This is a genomic window from Glutamicibacter arilaitensis Re117 (genome assembly GCF_000197735.1).
Classification (GTDB): Bacteria; Actinomycetota; Actinomycetes; order Actinomycetales; family Micrococcaceae; genus Glutamicibacter; species Glutamicibacter arilaitensis.
The window spans coordinates 3,099,840-3,115,157 of record NC_014550.1 but is presented as its reverse complement, the minus strand read 5'-3'; the positions used below and the strand labels follow the sequence as shown (position 1 = coordinate 3,115,157).

Sequence of the window (15,318 nt, the reverse complement as noted above, 5' to 3'; positions counted from 1 at the left end):
CGTAAACACATAATTCCTGCACGATCCCTTTGTCCTCGGACACAGTTGGTCTGCCTTTAGCAGATCCGTGTCCCTCTGAACGATTTGGAAGGTGGCTCGGTACTTCTGACCGACGCACGGACACCTCATTAATAATTTAAGGTAATCACCATGTCGCAAGACCTGAGTCAGGCATCGCCGCCTGCACATTCCGAGAGCGGATTGCACGAAAAAGGACTTTCCAAAGGCACCGTAGGGGTCTTGGGACTTGTCGTTATCGGCATTTCCTGCATCGCCCCGGCCTATACCCTCACTGCAGGTTTGGGGGCTACCGTGGCTGAAGTGGGTACCAGCCTTCCAGCGATCCTGCTGGCCGGCTTCCTCCCGATGCTCCTGGTGGCATTGGGCTACCGCGAGCTGAATAATGCCATGCCGGATTCGGGTACCTCCTTCACCTGGGCTACCAGGGCTTTTGGCCCCATGATTGGCTGGATGGGCGGATGGGGCTTGATCGCCGCGACGGTGATTGTGCTGTCCAATCTGGCCGCCGTGGCAGTTGACTTCTTTTATATCCTGATTGCCCAGATCACCGGCCAGCAGTGGATTGCGGACCTGACTAACAACCTCTGGATCAATATCCCCACCACACTGGTATTCATTGCGGTGGCTGCCTGCATCTCTTACCGGGGAATGAATACCACCAAAGTCTTCCAATACCTCTTGGTCGGGTTCCAGGTGGGCGTGCTGTTGCTCTTCGCCTACATGGCATTGACCTCCAATACGCCCAATGATGCAACGCCCATTACCTGGCAGATGTTTGACCCGACTGGCATCGATTCCTTCACTGCGTTCGCCGCTGGCATTTCATTGTCCATCTTCGTGTTCTGGGGCTGGGACGTCACCCTGACCATGAACGAGGAAACCACAAACCCGAAGAAGGTCCCCGGCCAAGGTGCCACCTGGACCGTGCTGGTGATCATCGCCCTGTACCTGGCTGTCTCCATCGGGGTGATCTACTGGGCCGGTGTGGGGACAACCGGTCTGGGTGCAGGCAACCCGGAGAACCAAGAATCCATTTTTGCGGTGCTTTCCGGACCGATCATGGGGCCGTTGGCCATCCTGATGTCCTTGGCGATCTTGTCCTCCTCGGCGGCTTCCCTGCAGTCCACTATGGTTTCTCCGGCGCGTACCTTGCTGGCCATGGGCTACTACAAGGCGTTGCCATCGAGCTTCGCCAAGATTTCTGCTCGCTTCATGTCCCCGTCGGTAGCGACCTTTGCGGCAGCCGCCGCGGCGGCAGCATTCTATGTGATTACCCGGCTGCTTTCGGAGAATGCGTTGTGGGATACCATCACCGCGCTGGGCCTGATGATTTGCTTCTACTACGGACTGACCGCTTTGGCTTGTGTCTGGTACTTTCGTGGGGAGCTGTTCGCCAATGCCAGAAACTTCTTCTGCAAGTTCTTGGCTCCGCTGTTGGGCGGCGTCGTGCTGCTGGTGATGTTCTTTGCTACTGCGATTGAATCCATGGATCCGGAGTACGGCTCGGGTTCGAACATTGGGGGAGTAGGTATGGTGTTCATCCTCGGGGGTGGCGTGCTGTTGATCGGCGTGGCCATCATGTTGTGGATGCGGATACGCCGGCCCGCGTTCTTCCGTGGAGAGACCATCAAGACGTACAAGGTGCTGAAATAGCGCTGGGATAAAACGCATTGAGCCACCTGCGACTTGGTCGCCGGTGGCTCAAAGCACTTATGGACGAGATTGACGCCATGGGCGGCAGGTGCCTTGCTTCGCAACCTTGAAACCTTAAGGCTCTTATTTGCTCGGTGAATGGTTCAATAGGTTCATGGCTAACTCGGTACTTTTCATCTGCTCTCGCAATGCCGGCAAATCGCAAATGGCGGCCGCATTGATGGACTACATTTCTGAAGGGAAAGTGACCAGCTATTCTGCTGGAACCAACCCAGGTTCAGGTATCAACCAAGAAGCGGTTGAATCGCTTTCACAAGCTGGTGCCGACATGTCCCAGGGAACGCCTAAGGGCATCGACCCCAGCCTTGTCGGGCAGGTCGACCGGGTAGTGATCCTCGGATCGGATGCGAACCCGCAATTCGACTCGGCGATCAAAACCGAACGCTGGGTGACTTACGAGCCAAGCGAAGACGGCATCACTGGCGCCGAACGAATGAACATGATCCGTGATGAAATCGCTGACCGTGTGCGTGAACTGTTCCACGAGTTGGAGCGGTAAAAATCAACCTTCGCTCAACCACCAACAAGACAACTCCATGGTGGCTTCCTAGTGCGTGCCTTGTACTCACCGGTTGGTGTGCCAACCAATACGTCTCGCTGATCAGCTGGTACCAGCAATTCCGTGAGCTCAGCGAGTTCGAAGCGATGCTCGTCATGGCCAGCTACCTGCTGGGGATGATTCCCGCGTTGGCTTTCGGCGGCCCGCTAGCCGACAAATTCGGGCGCAAGCCGTTTTCCCTGCTGGCGCTGATGTGCTCAATTCTCGGATCTGCCGGGCTGATCTTCGGATCGATGCACGACTCTGGGTTGTATGCCGGACGCGTCTTTACCGGCTTTGGCATGGGCCTGGCCATGGTTGCCATCACCAGCTGGGTGAAGCTGATCAGCCCAGGACCTGCCGGAGCAACTCGTGCGGCGCTATGCACGTCGCTGGGGTTCGCGCTTGGCCCGGTAATCTCCGGAGCTATCGTCGGTGCAACAGCGAGTCCCGAACTGGCATATTCGGTTCACGGCGTAGCGGCTTTCGCCTGGTTATTGCTGCTATTCACTGCCAAAGAAGACTCTTCTGTTGACCTAGCAGGGAATCATTCACGAGCAGAACCAACTACTCCGGAGAATCTTCAGCGCTTCTACCGCATCGTCTTGCCCGCAGCTCCATGGGTATTTGGGATGGCTGCAACTGGCTTCGCTATCGTCCCGGCACTGAGCAATGGAGCAGGTGAATCCAGCCTGTTCTACACCACCTTGGCGGTAGCGGTAACCATGGGCATGGGAACCTTGATCCAGCCATTCGTGAAGCGATTCAACGACTTGGGTAAAATCCAATTGCTGATGGCAGGGCTAGCTACCTCGCTCGCAGGGCTCTTGCTGATGATCGTGGTGTCCCTGAGCGGTTCGGAATTCTTGGGAACCATTGCTTTCGTCATTGCTGGCGCGGCCAATGGCATTTTGCTGGTTGCAGGGCTCAGCCAGGTCTTGGATCTTGCTGGCAGCGCCGACGTTGGAAAATTGACCGGCAGATTCTACATGTGCTGTTTCATCGGGTTCACCTTCCCGACCTTCTTCGCCCTGTGGCGCTCTATTGCCCACCCCGCGATATTCATCGGGATACTTGCGGTGCTCTGTCTGCTGTCGATGATGCAGGTGTACCGCTCACGGAAATATCTGCCGAATGTCGTCCTTGAAGAAGTCCGGAACAGCCCATAATGCCAAACGCCGTTGCCGATCACCTCTAAGGTGACGGCAACGGCGTTCACGCATTGGCCTGAGCGGGGAAAAAGAATTAATCCCGGCTCAGCTTCTTGAGCAGCTCGGTAGTGCGGAAGGGGATGACATCGCGCAGAATCATTGAGGTGGAAGTGCGGGTAATACCCGGGCACAAACGGATTTCTTCACTTACGCGGTATAGGTCATCTGGGTCGGTGGCGGCCACCCGAATCAAGAGGTCGGTATCGCCTGCAGGTGCAACGCATTCCAGCACTTCTGGGATCTGGCGCAGTGCCGCGATGGCATCATTCAAATTGGCCTGATTCAGTTCTGCGCTAACGAAGGCGCTTACGCCACGGCCCATAGCTGCAGGAAGGATTCGAGCGGTGTTCGGGCGCAAGGCACCTGAATGGGCCAAGCGCTCCAATCGGGTCTGCACTGTTCCGCGGGCAAGTCCCAACTGTTGTGCCAGCATCATGATGGGGACGCGTGGATCCGCGTCGAGTGCCAATAGGATACGTCGGTCGGTTTCATCGAGCTGATACGTATCCGAATTCATGTGCTGGTCTCCTGTGACAGGTTGTATTGCGCGTGCATAAGTACCAACTTAGATTTTAGTCAATATGACCAGTGAATCCCAAATGTGTTGCGCGGATTGGCTGATTATGTTGCATGCCGGCCTGCTGCAAGGAGCGGCGGAGAAGTCAATGGGCAGATCATCATCTTTTGTCCACAAATTACCTGATCTGAGATCAAATGAGCGCTAAGCACAGTAACCTTTTGATATGAGGTTTTTGCGGTTAGAAGACGTGGCAGAGGAACTGAATGTAAAGCTTCCTCAGGTTCGCGCCCTGGTGAAAAGCGGTGAACTGCCAGCCATTCAAATTGGTGGACGGGGCATGTGGCGCGTGGAACGCGTAGCGCTGGAGAACTACATTGAGGAACGCTACGCTCAGGCCCGCAGCGATATCGCTAACGAATCCCAGGCCTAAGTGCACTAGTGGTGGCTTCTACCCAACGTTGATATTTCGTTCGGCAAAGATCTTCAACGCGTCGCGGACCAAAGTGGCATAAGCACCGTAGTTCTTCGCAAAACGCGCATCATCTACATACATCTCGGCAAGGCCGCAGATGAATGTTTTGTGCTGTTGCTGGTCCCCGGAGGTCATTGGCGTGCCGGGTACGCTGTTCAGCCATTGCACGTGGCGAGCGGCAAGATCCTGTGCGTGTTGGCTGTCGGCAGCCACATCCAGTTCGCCAGCCTGGATCCATGCGGCATTCAGCTCTTTGACTTCATCAATGAAGGAAGTGCGTTCGTTCGTTGTTTTAGCGTTCCACCACTTAGCCGAGGATTCATAGGCATCGCCACCCCAACGTTCGGTGACTTCTTGCTTGTACTGTTCGTTGAATCCATCAAAGCTTTTGCCGGGTTCCATGGGATCTCCTGTAGTAAGTGCTGAAATACTGTGTTCCAGAGCGGCGATCTGTCGTTCCAAGGCTGCTTGCTGTTGGTGCAGCTGCTCCTTATGGGTACCCAATGCCGCCAGTTCATCGCGTTCCTCATCTAGGATTTCGGCGATCGTTTCCAGCTTGAGGCCAAGTTGCTTGAGCAGAAGGATCCGCTGCAGCCTGACCAGCTGTCCATCGGTGTAATAGCGGTAGCCGTTGGCAGCCACATGGTCTGGAACCAGCAAGCCGATTTGGTCGTAGTGCCGCAATGTACGGCTGCTGATGCCAGCAGATTTCGAGACGTGCGCAATCGGGTGGATGGCTTCCGATCGGCGGGCTGTTGGATCCTTCATGACTTACACGGTATCGGTTGACGCTACGTCAAAGTCAACAGCCTTTTCTGTGCCACCGGTGAGCAGGGTGTGATTCAGCCCTCATGGCAAAATGATGAATAATAACGGGAGTTTCCTTTGCTCCTTGATCATATTGACTACTCGATCGCATGCCTGTTGCACAGTGTGATCTATGTGTAGTTCACTGTAAACAGATGAAGTTGAAAAGGTTACCGCCGGAATCAACGAGGACCGCCTGCTGACGTAGACCATCTGCATTTACGCCATCCAGGAGCGCTGGCCACCCACGCTAAGGCTAGGACATGGATTTAGACCAGATAGCTCGTGCCCATTCCAAATTCTGGAATGGCCACGAGCTATCTGGCTTTTAATCACCCATGGCCCGGTGGCTCTCGCCGTCGCTATCCCAATCCGGGGAAACGCCCCAATGCTTTCATGCTCTATCGCCACGGCTCTGGAACAATGAGCCGGTAGGAACACAAAGAAGCGGAAGTGGGTTCAATGAGGCGCGTCTGGCGAAACTGGTGGATGCAAGTGGTTGCTGGATTGCTGATCAATGCGATCGTCGTGTTGCCGTGGCTATGGATAGGCCAGGAGGACAAATCGATCCTGCCTCACAGCAGCGACGATGCACAAGGACTCTTGGTGGTCTTCGCCGTGGTGACGCTCTGGGGCAGCTGGTTTGCCAGGACCTTTGGATATGGCCGCACCAGTTTTACGGTTGTGACTTCCGTGGGCATGGTCTTAGGTCTTTTGGGCCTGGGGTTCCAAGGGCTCTATGCGCTTGAGCCGGAGCTCTTCAGCGGAGTGATTTCCGCGGGCTCTACCTACCATCTGTGGGTATTTTCCGGCCTGCTGATCATTAGCCTTGCTTGGTACTTCCTAAGCGTGAAATTACGGTTGCCGATCGCCGTGCTTTTCTATGCAACGCTCACCGTCGGTGTGAGCTATTGGCTGCAGATTGTCGCTTCACTTGTTGCCGGGGCCCAGTCCTTCTACGTGTACCTGTGGTACTCCGGACCGCTAATCCTCGGGTTGATTCTGGGATTCGTTGGGTTCTTGAGAATCATGAATCTGCTGATGTGGGTCTTTGCTCTGGCCACCCAATGGGTGATGCCGGCAATTGTAGAAAGCATAGCCCGTGTCATTGAATCCAAAGCAGTGGGTTGGAAATCCTTGGGTTCATTCTGGAACGAATTTACCGGCAGCGTTCTTGAAGTGCCGTGGCAGACGCCCCTTCTGGTCAGCCTTGCTGCTGCGATGCTTACCAGCGTGGTGTTGCTAATCGTACGCAAGGTACGCCGCCGCTAGACCGTATCGCGGCAAAAAGCGCGGGGCTTCACTGATCATTAGATCAGTGAAGCCCCGCGCTTTTGATGCTAGTTGGCTAGTGCAGGTGCTGGATCTTGCTCGGAGCGCGCTGAGCTATGGAAGTTCATTGCCGCTAAGACCGCATCGATGGTTTCAGGGCCATCTTGGTTCAGGCAGGCGCCAGCAACGAATCGATCCGGACGGATCAACAGCATCGGTGTCGGGCGGTCGTCGAACCATTTCTTCAGGCGCCCGGCAGTATCTGCAAGGACCAATGTTTCTTCGTGCATATCCCGCTTGGCACACTCATACTGTGTTTCTGGAACGACGGCCACGAGGCGTGCGCCCAGATCCTTGAGCTTGGCGAGGGTTTCGGCAGGCAGGACATCAACGGGATCATTGCCACAGACCAGCAATGTCCACCATTTTCCGACAGCCTCATCAAGCAGCACTGTTCCGAGTTCATCGGTGCGTACCTTGGGTTGGATGAACTGTACGCCCACTGGAGAAATGTTGGTGTTTGCTGTGGTGAAGGGGATCAGCTTGTTTGTCAGTTTGCCGTTGGCGGTTCCTGAAGCCTTAGTGCTCGGGTCAGCGAGCACGCCCTTGACGTAGCGGGGCATGGGCTTGAAGCGCATGTCGGCGAAGTAGCTCTTCACCGAAGGGAAGAGGTTCAGCACGCTGGAGGCCGTATCGCGAGCGAATACTCCCAGTGGGTTGGCGATCTTGATGACCTTGCCCATGGTCAGCGACAGGTCAACCATCGCCTTTGCGTGGTCGCGGCGTTCATCGGTTGATGCCGAAAAGTGGATCAGGTGCGGATAGTCCGAGAAAGTTCGGCCCCGATGCGTTGCAGAGTCTTGGCCGAATCCGCAGCATGCTGCTCGCGAACGGTAATCGCATTCAGACATGCAAAAGGCTGGCCGGCGCCGAGCTTCAGGGGCACAGCCAAGCCATGCATGTTCTCTTCCACTTGCCCGAAGGTCTGTGCATAGCCAAGTTTGCGCACATCGCGGATCTGCTCGGAATCGGTGGCGCGCTCGGGTTCGGCAGCCTGCAGTGCCAGGCCCGCGGCTCCCTGTGTGATGGGGTGATGCGAGCCTTCGGAAAAAGCAACGTGATAGGTGCCGTGACGTGGCGAGACCACAGCGATATCTGCTTCGCGCACCAAGAGCGAAACGGTGATGCCCAATTCATCGGCCGCTTCGCGCAGCAAAGGCAAAGCCGCGGTGCGAAGATGCTGGTGGCCAGCCGCGGCCAAGGGGAGCAAGCCGGCCGCGCCGCGGTAGCGGCCATCGGATCCCCGGTGCAGCATCTGGGCATCACACAAGGTATTTAGAATCCGGTACGCCACGGTGCGATGCACATCGGCTGCTGCGGCTACCTCAGCGGGAGACAAACCGTCGGCAGCTTCCGTGACCAAGCGGAGGACCGCTAGACCGCGCGCGAGAGTTTGCGACCCTGCGGTACGAGAGGGTGGGGTAGCGTCTTTATTCACGCTCTGATCATGGCACAGACCGGATTTGCCGCGCTTCTTGAACGGGAAACCCCGTGTAAAAAAGAACACGGCGTTGCAAGGTGCAGCTGCCAGCCGTGGGTTCCTGGATTCGGAAGCTTACGCCTTGACGTGTGGCAGCGCAGAAGCCTGCAGGTTTGCGGCGGCAGTTGGACCCCGAAGGGGAAAAGGAGCATGCTAGTAGTTAAATCGACGCCGATTCATATACACCCGAAAGCGGGAATTCACTTGAGTAAAAATACAGCTGCTGAACAATACGAGCTGATTTCGGTTTCAGCGCTGGGCAATGCGGAACGCAACCCGATGAAACCGGGAAAATATGCGGCCAAGCGAATCTTCGCAGGGGAAAAAGCGCAGATTACGGAAATTGCCTTTGACGCGGATGTCGAGCTGAAAGAACATGTAGCCCGCACCCCGATCATCGTCTCGGTCATTGAAGGCAAAATCGAGTTCACCGTAGAAGGGCGCAAATATCCGCTGGCCGTTGGCGGCTGCATATTCGTTGAAGCCAACGTCCTGCATGCGGTGTACGCACGGATCCCGGCGCGCATCACCGTGACTTTCCTCAGCGCGTAGCTTCAAGAACGGAAACGGAAGCCGCCTAGTCTGAGACTTTGCGGCTCCCGTTGCACGCGTAGGTGTCCTACTTCTGCGCAGCCAACTGCACTGCCACGTCCACGATCATGTCTTCCTGACCACCGACGTATCCGGCCTTGCCTACCTCTTCGAGGATGCGATAGGCAGGAACCCCGTAGCGATCTGCTGCTCGTTCGGCATGGATTAAGAACGAGGAGTACACGCCTGCATAGCCCTGCCTGATCGAGGTTCGATCCATCACCGGCATGCGGGTGATGAATGGCTTGACTACATCTTCAGCAGCAGCCACGACGCCCTGGATATCGGCACCAGTCTTGATTTCCAGACGGTCGAATGCGGCCGCCAGAACCCCGGTAGGGGAGTTGCCCGCACCTGCGCCCAGAGCCATCAAGGTGCCATCGATCTGCTTGGCGCCGGCACGCACCGCATACACCGAGTTGGCTACGCCGAAGCTCATGTTCTGGTGGCCGTGGAAGCCAACCTGTGCGTCGCTGCCCAGCTCAGCGACCAGCGCCGAAACGCGGTCAGAGGCATCATCCAGGATCAACGCGCCGGCCGAGTCCACCACGTAAACTCACTGGCACCCTGCATCAGCCATAATGCGTGCCTGCTTGGCAAGTTCTTCGGGGTGATGCGGTGGCTGAGCATCAGGAAGCCTACGGTTTCCATGCCCAGCTTGCGAGCGTGCTGGAAGTGCTGGATCGAAACGTCTGCCTCGGTGCAGGGGGTGGCAATACGGGCTACCGATGCGCCAACTTCATGGGCCTGGTTCAGATCGTGGATGGTTCCAAGCCCTGGCAGCATCAGCACGGCGATCTTCGCCTGCTTGGCCTCGTCCACCGCTGCCTTGACCAAGTCCAATTCTGGGGTCAGCGAGAAGCCGTAGTTGAAGGAGGATCCGCTCAAGCCATCGCCTTGTCCACCGCAGTGCGTGAATCCCGAGAATCCGGAGCAGCAGAACTCATAGGGTTTCTCCTTGAAACACTGGCCGGCATGGGGAAAGTGCCCGATAGCAAATAACGGGCTTTCTTAATCGTCGCGCCATGGGCCAGCATTAGTTAAACATTGGACGATGGTGTGCAAATGCCGGACTCCGCCCGGGCAGGACGCAAGGCAGCAGGCGGGAAGGGCTCGCTGTGCCAATCGAGTCACTGCTGGCCACGTTCCGAGTGCATCGCGGTTCTGGTTCGCCATAGAATGAAACCATGACTGAAATGCGCGATCGCGACCCCGGAGAACTGGTCCAGCCCATCATTCTCCGAATCGACAAGGAAGATCCGTCGAGCGAAGATGAGGGCCTTTCGGCAGTTTCGCGTGCTGCAGTCATCGCGTACCTGCAAGATCCGCACAATCCGGAGTGGCAGCAATGGGCCTCCCAAGCCTTCGCCAAATCGGTGCGCCGTGCGAACCCCAAGATGTTTGCCAAGGTCTTGGAAATGTTCCCCGACCAGATGGTCAGCGAGGTCGGCAAGGCGCAAGCTGTAGGGCTTCCGCCGCTGCCCGCAGCAGACCTGCCCAAGCTCATCGCCAAGCTGCAGGTTTCCGGAACCCAGTTGCCTAAGAGCGAAGAGATTCTGACTTCGAAGGTCAACATTGCCGTCAATGCGTCCTTGGAGATGTCTACCGGCAAGGCAGCAGCCCAGTGCGCCCACGCACTGTTTGCCTGGCTGACTGAATCAGACGGCCAGGGAATCGAAAGCTGGCTCAAGGCCCATGCACCGGTAGGGATCCGCCATCTTCCACGCACGGACTTTGACGCATTGTCGCAACATGCCGTGGGGCCGGTAATCCAGGATGCCGGACTCACGGAAATCGAACCGGGGTCCACCACTGCGTTCGTCTTTATTGACGAGGACTAGGCAGGACGCCCGCTGAGTCTGAAATACTGGACAACACCTTGGGATGAACAGTAGTGCCCGAGTATGGAATCTGGTCTGCTTAGTCCTATGGGTGAAAAAGCAGCACAACCGCGATTCAGTACCGACCGAGAGGCAAATGCCTGGGGCGGGAGAACCGACGGTGAGGGAGTAGGGCATCTGCGTTGGCATCAGCACGTAGCAACGGCTTTGCCAAGTGAACTAGATGGTGCAGTGGCACTGATTGGCTTTTGCTCTGATGCCGGAGTGCTGCGCAACCAAGGGCGAGTCGGCGCGGTTGATGGCCCGGCGGCCCTGCGCACCGCGTTGAGCCCCATGGCTATTCATGAACGCCGTCCCTTGCTGGACCTCGGTGATGTCGTAGTTGAAGGCGACGATCTGGAAGGCGGCCAAGAGCGTTTGGCGCTCGCCGTCGCCCAGGCGCTGGACGCCGGGTCATTGCCGATAGTCCTCGGAGGCGGACACGAAACGGCCTACGGTACAGGAAACGGACTGTTGCGGCATGCAGCTGCCGATACGGGTAAGCGCATCGGTATTCTCAACCTCGACGCGCACTTCGATCTGCGCGAGGAGAAGCAACGCACCAGCGGAACACCCTTCCTTGATTTGGCCAAGGAAATGCAACGCCAGGGCCGCGAAATCCACTACGCCGTGTTGGGTATCAGCCGCCCAGGAAATACCAAAGCGCTCTTCGATACCGCTGATGAGCTCGGCGTGAGCTACCTGCTGGATACGCAGTGCAAGCTGGATGAATCCCAGCGGTTTGTCGCCGGCTTCCTTGAGCAAATTGATCTCTTGTATTTGACTATTGACCTTGATGTCCTGCCTGCCAGTGTTGCCCCGGGAGTTAGCGCACCGGCCGGTTTCGGGGTGCCCTATGAGGTCATTCGCGCGGTGTGCCAGCAAGTCGTGGCTAGCGGAAAACTTGCCGTCGCGGATGTCGTGGAATTGAATCCGCGCTTCGACGTTGACTCTCGGACCGCACGCAGCGCGGCTCGACTAATTTATGAACTGAGCATTGAATGAGTGCGTCATCGAATTGAATGTTTGACCCCTCGAACATTATCCTGTGTATGAGCGAAGATTCTCGCTTGAGGGTTTCTGCAACGACGCAGGAACAACGCCGAGACGCTCAGGACACGAGGGCAACAAGTAATGATGACAACCGGCAGGCACCGGATAATCCGAACGCTGGCATTGCTGCTGATGCCGATGCTAGTGGCAGTTGGCTGTGCCCGGAACAGCCCGACCGCAGACCAGCCCAGTGCAGATGACCCACGGCCAGTCGTACTGACCACCTTCACCGTGTTGCAGGATATTGCGCAGAACGTCGCCGGTGAGCACCTGCGCGTCGAATCCATTACTCGCCTTGGCGCAGAGATCCACGGTTACGAACCAACCCCGGATGATCTGCGCCGCGCATCGCAAGCCGACCTCATCCTCGATAACGGACTGAATCTCGAAGCTTGGTTCCAACAATTCGTCGCGGATAATGACGCCCCACATGTCACCATCAGCCAGGGAATCCCGCCCATCGACATCGCCCAAGAAGAAGGTGCCGGGAAACCCAATCCGCATGCGTGGATGAGCCCCCTGAACGTCAAGACATATGTCGATACCATGGCGCAGGCATTCAGCGAACTGGACCCGGAGCATGCGCAGAACTACCGGGAAAACGCCAAGACCTACCAAGCCAAGCTGCAAAAAGTCCACGAGCAACTCGAAACTGAGCTTGAAGAAATTCCAGAACACCAACGCGTATTGGTGACCTGCGAAGGAGCCTTCAGCTACTTGGCCCGGGATACGGGCATGGCCGAAAAGTATCTCTGGGCCGTCAACGCTGAATCACAAGCTACGCCGCGCAAGGTGGCAGCTGCTATCGACTACGTCAGGGCAAACGATGTCCCGGCGGTCTTCTGCGAATCCACGGTATCTGATGCGGCCATGCAACGAGTTGTTGAATCAACCGAGGCCGTCTACGGCGGAACGCTCTATGTGGACTCATTATCGGAACCCGGGGGACCGGTACCGAGCTACTTGGATCTGATTACACATGACACCCAGGCAATCGCCCGTGCATTGAAAGGCCGAACACCATGAACACGAAGCCCAGCGATGCCCTGTCAATTGACGTTTCGGCCGCGACCGTCCACTACGGACCGGTACTGGCTCTGGATAAAGCCAACCTGCAATTGGGCCGAGGACGGGTCTGCGGGCTGGTCGGGATGAACGGCTCCGGCAAGTCCACGCTATTCAAAACCATCATGGGGCAGATCAAGCCCGACACCGGAAGCGTGCGCATCAACGGCACCGACCCGCTGCAAGCGCGGAAGAGCGGACAGCTCGCCTACGTTCCGCAAAGCGAAGCGGTGGACTGGAACTTTCCGATCTCGGTACGGGAAGTGGTGATGACCGGACGCTATGGGCAAATGGGCTGGACTAGGCGTGCCAAGAAGAAGGATCACGCGGCCGTGGATGAAGCCCTGGCCCGGGTGGAACTAACCAGTTTTGCCGACCGGCAAATCGGCCAGCTTTCCGGCGGGCAGAAGAAGCGCGCGTTTGTTGCGCGATGCATAGCCCAAGGAGCCAGCATCATGCTGCTTGATGAGCCTTTTGCCGGCGTAGACAAGCGCAGCGAAGCGACCATCACCAAGTTGCTGCGCGAAGTCGCCGATGACGGAGGCAGCGTTTTGATCTCAACCCATGACTTGCACGCACTGCCTGAGCTGGCCGATGAAGCGGTGCTCTTGATGCGCAAAGTGCTGATGCACGGGCATCCGGATCAGGTGCTGCAAGCCGAAAATCTGGCACTGGCCTTCGGCCTGGATCCCATGAAGCGAGGCGGGGAATGAACCTCATCGAATTACTGGCCGAACCGTTGAGCTACACCTTCATGGTGCGTGCGCTGCTGGTAACCATTATCGCCGCCGTACTGTGTGCAGTGCTTTCCTGCTGGCTGGTGCTCATCGGATGGTCACTCATGGGCGATGCGGTATCCCATGCGGTGCTGCCCGGTGTGGTGCTGGCCTATATCGCCGGTGCCCCTTTTGCCCTCGGTGCCCTGGTCTTCGGATTCCTGGCGGTGGCCCTGATCGGGGGAGTACGCGACACCACCAAGCTCAAGGAAGACGCGGCCATCGGCATTGTCTTCACCACGCTCTTCTCCATCGGGCTGGTGCTGATCTCGGTCACGCCAAGCCATGTGGATCTGAACCACATCATCTTTGGCAACTTGCTTGGAGTCTCCGCCAGCGATCTATGGCAGGTATTGGTGCTTGGCGCGATCACCTTCGCCATCCTGATTCTCAAGCGCAAAGACTTCACCCTCTATGCCTTTGATCAAACGCACGCGCATGCCTTGGGCATGAGCCCGCGGCTAATCGGGGCGGTGCTTTTGGGGCTATTGGCAATGACCTCAGTAGTTGCACTGCAAGCCGTGGGAGTGATCCTGGTGGTAGCCATGCTGATCATCCCCGGCGCTACGGCGTACCTGCTCACTGATCGGTTCGGGAAGATGCTTCTGCTCGCTCCGGTCCTCGCAGCCAGTGCCGGTATCTTGGGCGTCTACCTCAGCTACTACCTCGATGCGTCGACCGGTGCAATGGTGGTTTTGGCGCAAGCGGCGATCTTTGGAATTGCTTACCTCTTCAGTCCAAAGCAGGGACTCATCGCTACCGCTATCGCCAGCAAGGGACGGCGCAAGGCGCTTGTCGCCAGAGGCTAGAAAACGAAGACAGCGCAAAGAAAGCGGGGATGACTCCCCGCTTTCGCTTGATCTGGCTCAGGCACGCCAGCGCAATTTGCCCTTGGCATCGGCCTTGCAGGTGTAGTACTTGCCGGCCTTGGATTTGCCGCGCTTTCCCTTATCCGCAGCCTTGCAATAAGCGCCGGGATGCACCGTGCCCTTGACGACGGACGGCGCCTTGTTCGTATTCTTCTTCGGCGATGCCTTGGGCGTTGAACCGGCAGGCTTGATCGTGGTGACCTTTGCGGCCTTCTGGTTGCGGCAGGTCTTCAGCACCTTGGACATGGCCGTCTTCTCAGCCTTGGTCACCGACAGCGCGTATTTCTTCTTGACGCTGATCTGGGTTGCGACGTACTGGCAGCGGAAGGACTTGTTCTTCGGTAGCCATTCAGCCGTGTTCTTGTCGCCCTTTTGACGATTGGCCGAAGCACTTGCGGCCATCAAGTTCAACGGGTCATTGGCCAGCGCTTGGCGCTGGGTCTGGGACAGCTTCTGGCCACCCGAGATCCACGCATTCTTCAGCGACACCACATGGTCGATATCGACGCTGCCGGACTTGACCTTCCAGTTGATCTTCTTGCCGGTGTAGCGGTCATGCAGGGTGCCCGAAGCTACGGTGCACTTCTTGCGGTCCTTGAACTTCACCTTGGACATGTCTCGGGACAAGGTGTCCTGGCGTTCATCGCATTTGTCCTTGTCGAAGTCCTTCCACCCATTGCCGAACTTCTTGTTCCGGTTGTACCCGGTGGCCGCCGCCTTGCCCTTGACCGGAAGGCTCTTGAGCATTGCGGTGGCTTTGGGGCCCTTGAGCTTTGCACCAGGGTTGACCTTCTTGCTGCTGGTGGCTGCCCGCTCTACGAGCAATGGCTGATCGGTTGCCAGCAGGTCTGGAGCCTGAGCGATCTGCGTATTCGATAGTGCAGAAGGTTCTGCTGGTGCGCTGCATCCAGCGAGCACCAAAACTGCCGCGCAGAGCGCAGCGAAAAGTTTGCGTGGCAAGGTGATGTCTTTCAGGAAAGCGAGAGTTTC

Annotated in this window: 18 protein-coding genes; 11 read left to right on the top strand and 7 right to left on the bottom strand. The window is 57.2% G+C overall.

Annotation, left to right across the window (positions count from 1 at the left end; genetic code table 11):
• Positions 1-150 precede the first annotated feature (150 nt).
• The 3 genes from AARI_RS14875 (at position 151) to AARI_RS14865 (ending at position 3,441) form a co-directional block, all read left to right on the top strand.
• Entirely contained in the window at positions 151-1,674 is a 1,524-nt protein-coding gene (locus tag AARI_RS14875) for an APC family permease (protein WP_013350098.1), read from the top strand.
• A gap of 154 nt (positions 1,675-1,828) precedes the next feature.
• Entirely contained in the window at positions 1,829-2,233 is a 405-nt protein-coding gene (locus tag AARI_RS14870; protein ID WP_013350097.1) for an arsenate-mycothiol transferase ArsC, read from the top strand.
• A 2-nt stretch (positions 2,234-2,235) separates the two neighbouring features.
• Positions 2,236-3,441: an MFS transporter gene (locus AARI_RS14865; RefSeq protein ID WP_081461168.1), complete on the top strand. Its 1,206-nt coding sequence runs from the start codon at positions 2,236-2,238 to the stop codon at positions 3,439-3,441.
• 76 nt (positions 3,442-3,517) lie between these two features.
• On the opposite strand, the gene AARI_RS14860 is transcribed toward AARI_RS14865, so the two are convergent.
• The gene (locus tag AARI_RS14860) at positions 3,518-4,000 is read right to left on the bottom strand and encodes an Lrp/AsnC family transcriptional regulator (RefSeq protein ID WP_013350095.1); all 483 of its coding nucleotides are present in this window, start codon (positions 3,998-4,000) and stop codon (positions 3,518-3,520) included.
• 226 nt (positions 4,001-4,226) lie between these two features.
• On the opposite strand from AARI_RS14860, the gene AARI_RS14855 reads away from it, so the two are divergent.
• Complete coding sequence (locus tag AARI_RS14855) at positions 4,227-4,433, top strand: helix-turn-helix domain-containing protein (RefSeq protein WP_041649024.1); 207 nt, start codon at positions 4,227-4,229, stop codon at positions 4,431-4,433.
• A gap of 18 nt (positions 4,434-4,451) precedes the next feature.
• Here the strand turns inward: AARI_RS14855 and AARI_RS14850 are convergent, their stop codons facing one another.
• A complete protein-coding gene (locus AARI_RS14850; protein ID WP_013350093.1) occupies positions 4,452-5,243 on the bottom strand; it encodes a MerR family transcriptional regulator in 792 nt (263 codons plus the stop codon).
• Positions 5,244-5,735: 492 nt separating this feature from the next.
• On the opposite strand from AARI_RS14850, the gene AARI_RS14845 reads away from it, so the two are divergent.
• Positions 5,736-6,554 carry a hypothetical protein gene (locus AARI_RS14845; RefSeq protein ID WP_146041035.1) on the top strand — a complete coding sequence of 273 codons (819 nt, stop codon included), beginning with the start codon at positions 5,736-5,738 and terminating at the stop codon, positions 6,552-6,554.
• A gap of 68 nt (positions 6,555-6,622) precedes the next feature.
• Here the strand turns inward: AARI_RS14845 and AARI_RS14840 are convergent, their stop codons facing one another.
• Entirely contained in the window at positions 6,623-7,318 is a 696-nt protein-coding gene (locus AARI_RS14840; protein WP_049862661.1) for a hypothetical protein, read from the bottom strand.
• A gap of 47 nt (positions 7,319-7,365) precedes the next feature.
• Positions 7,366-8,052: an IclR family transcriptional regulator gene (locus AARI_RS14835; protein ID WP_013350091.1), complete on the bottom strand. Its 687-nt coding sequence runs from the start codon at positions 8,050-8,052 to the stop codon at positions 7,366-7,368.
• A gap of 246 nt (positions 8,053-8,298) precedes the next feature.
• Between AARI_RS14835 and AARI_RS14830 the strand changes: the two genes are divergently transcribed.
• Positions 8,299-8,646 carry a cupin domain-containing protein gene (locus AARI_RS14830; RefSeq protein WP_013350090.1) on the top strand — a complete coding sequence of 116 codons (348 nt, stop codon included), beginning with the start codon at positions 8,299-8,301 and terminating at the stop codon, positions 8,644-8,646.
• A gap of 67 nt (positions 8,647-8,713) precedes the next feature.
• On the opposite strand, the gene AARI_RS20145 is transcribed toward AARI_RS14830, so the two are convergent.
• Positions 8,714-9,235, bottom strand: a complete 522-nt coding sequence (locus tag AARI_RS20145) for a hypothetical protein (protein WP_231849398.1) — start codon at positions 9,233-9,235, stop codon at positions 8,714-8,716.
• A complete protein-coding gene (locus AARI_RS20140) occupies positions 9,211-9,573 on the bottom strand; it encodes a hypothetical protein (RefSeq protein WP_231849397.1) in 363 nt (120 codons plus the stop codon). The genes AARI_RS20145 and AARI_RS20140 overlap by 25 nt, the downstream gene beginning before the upstream one ends.
• Before the next feature lie 299 nt (positions 9,574-9,872).
• Here AARI_RS20140 and AARI_RS14820 point away from each other — a divergent pair, with 299 nt between their 5' ends.
• From AARI_RS14820 to AARI_RS14800, 5 genes are all read left to right on the top strand, one after another.
• A complete protein-coding gene (locus AARI_RS14820) occupies positions 9,873-10,526 on the top strand; it encodes a peptidyl-tRNA hydrolase (RefSeq protein ID WP_013350089.1) in 654 nt (217 codons plus the stop codon).
• 87 nt (positions 10,527-10,613) lie between these two features.
• Complete coding sequence (gene hutG / locus AARI_RS14815) at positions 10,614-11,570, top strand: formimidoylglutamase (RefSeq protein WP_013350088.1); 957 nt, start codon at positions 10,614-10,616, stop codon at positions 11,568-11,570.
• 132 nt (positions 11,571-11,702) lie between these two features.
• On the top strand, positions 11,703-12,644 hold the full coding sequence (locus AARI_RS14810; protein ID WP_013350087.1) for a metal ABC transporter substrate-binding protein: 942 nt from the start codon (positions 11,703-11,705) through the stop codon (positions 12,642-12,644).
• Positions 12,641-13,396 (top strand): metal ABC transporter ATP-binding protein, encoded by a 756-nt coding sequence (locus AARI_RS14805; RefSeq protein ID WP_013350086.1) that lies wholly within the window; start codon positions 12,641-12,643, stop codon positions 13,394-13,396. Before AARI_RS14810 ends, AARI_RS14805 begins: the two co-directional genes overlap by 4 nt.
• Positions 13,393-14,268 carry a metal ABC transporter permease gene (locus AARI_RS14800; RefSeq protein ID WP_013350085.1) on the top strand — a complete coding sequence of 292 codons (876 nt, stop codon included), beginning with the start codon at positions 13,393-13,395 and terminating at the stop codon, positions 14,266-14,268. Before AARI_RS14805 ends, AARI_RS14800 begins: the two co-directional genes overlap by 4 nt.
• A 57-nt stretch (positions 14,269-14,325) precedes the next feature.
• On the opposite strand, the gene AARI_RS14795 is transcribed toward AARI_RS14800, so the two are convergent.
• Complete coding sequence (locus tag AARI_RS14795) at positions 14,326-15,288, bottom strand: HNH endonuclease family protein (protein ID WP_013350084.1); 963 nt, start codon at positions 15,286-15,288, stop codon at positions 14,326-14,328.
• Positions 15,289-15,318: the final 30 nt, after the last annotated feature.

Excerpts from the sequence above, each read along its gene's own strand:
- hutG (WP_013350088.1), top strand. The coding sequence starts at position 10,614 with ATGGGTGAAAAAGCAGCACAACCGCGATTCAGTACCGACCGAGAGGCA.
- AARI_RS14875 (WP_013350098.1), top strand. The coding sequence starts at position 151 with ATGTCGCAAGACCTGAGTCAGGCATCGCCGCCTGCACATTCCGAGAGC.
- AARI_RS14805 (WP_013350086.1), top strand. The coding sequence starts at position 12,641 with ATGAACACGAAGCCCAGCGATGCCCTGTCAATTGACGTTTCGGCCGCG.
- AARI_RS14850 (WP_013350093.1), bottom strand. The coding sequence starts at position 5,243 with ATGAAGGATCCAACAGCCCGCCGATCGGAAGCCATCCACCCGATTGCG.
- AARI_RS14870 (WP_013350097.1), top strand. The coding sequence starts at position 1,829 with ATGGCTAACTCGGTACTTTTCATCTGCTCTCGCAATGCCGGCAAATCG.
- AARI_RS14810 (WP_013350087.1), top strand. The coding sequence starts at position 11,703 with ATGACAACCGGCAGGCACCGGATAATCCGAACGCTGGCATTGCTGCTG.
- AARI_RS14800 (WP_013350085.1), top strand. The coding sequence starts at position 13,393 with ATGAACCTCATCGAATTACTGGCCGAACCGTTGAGCTACACCTTCATG.
- AARI_RS14860 (WP_013350095.1), bottom strand. The coding sequence starts at position 4,000 with ATGAATTCGGATACGTATCAGCTCGATGAAACCGACCGACGTATCCTA.
- AARI_RS14820 (WP_013350089.1), top strand. The coding sequence starts at position 9,873 with ATGACTGAAATGCGCGATCGCGACCCCGGAGAACTGGTCCAGCCCATC.
- AARI_RS14855 (WP_041649024.1), top strand. The coding sequence starts at position 4,227 with ATGAGGTTTTTGCGGTTAGAAGACGTGGCAGAGGAACTGAATGTAAAG.
- AARI_RS14840 (WP_049862661.1), bottom strand. The coding sequence starts at position 7,318 with ATGGTTGACCTGTCGCTGACCATGGGCAAGGTCATCAAGATCGCCAAC.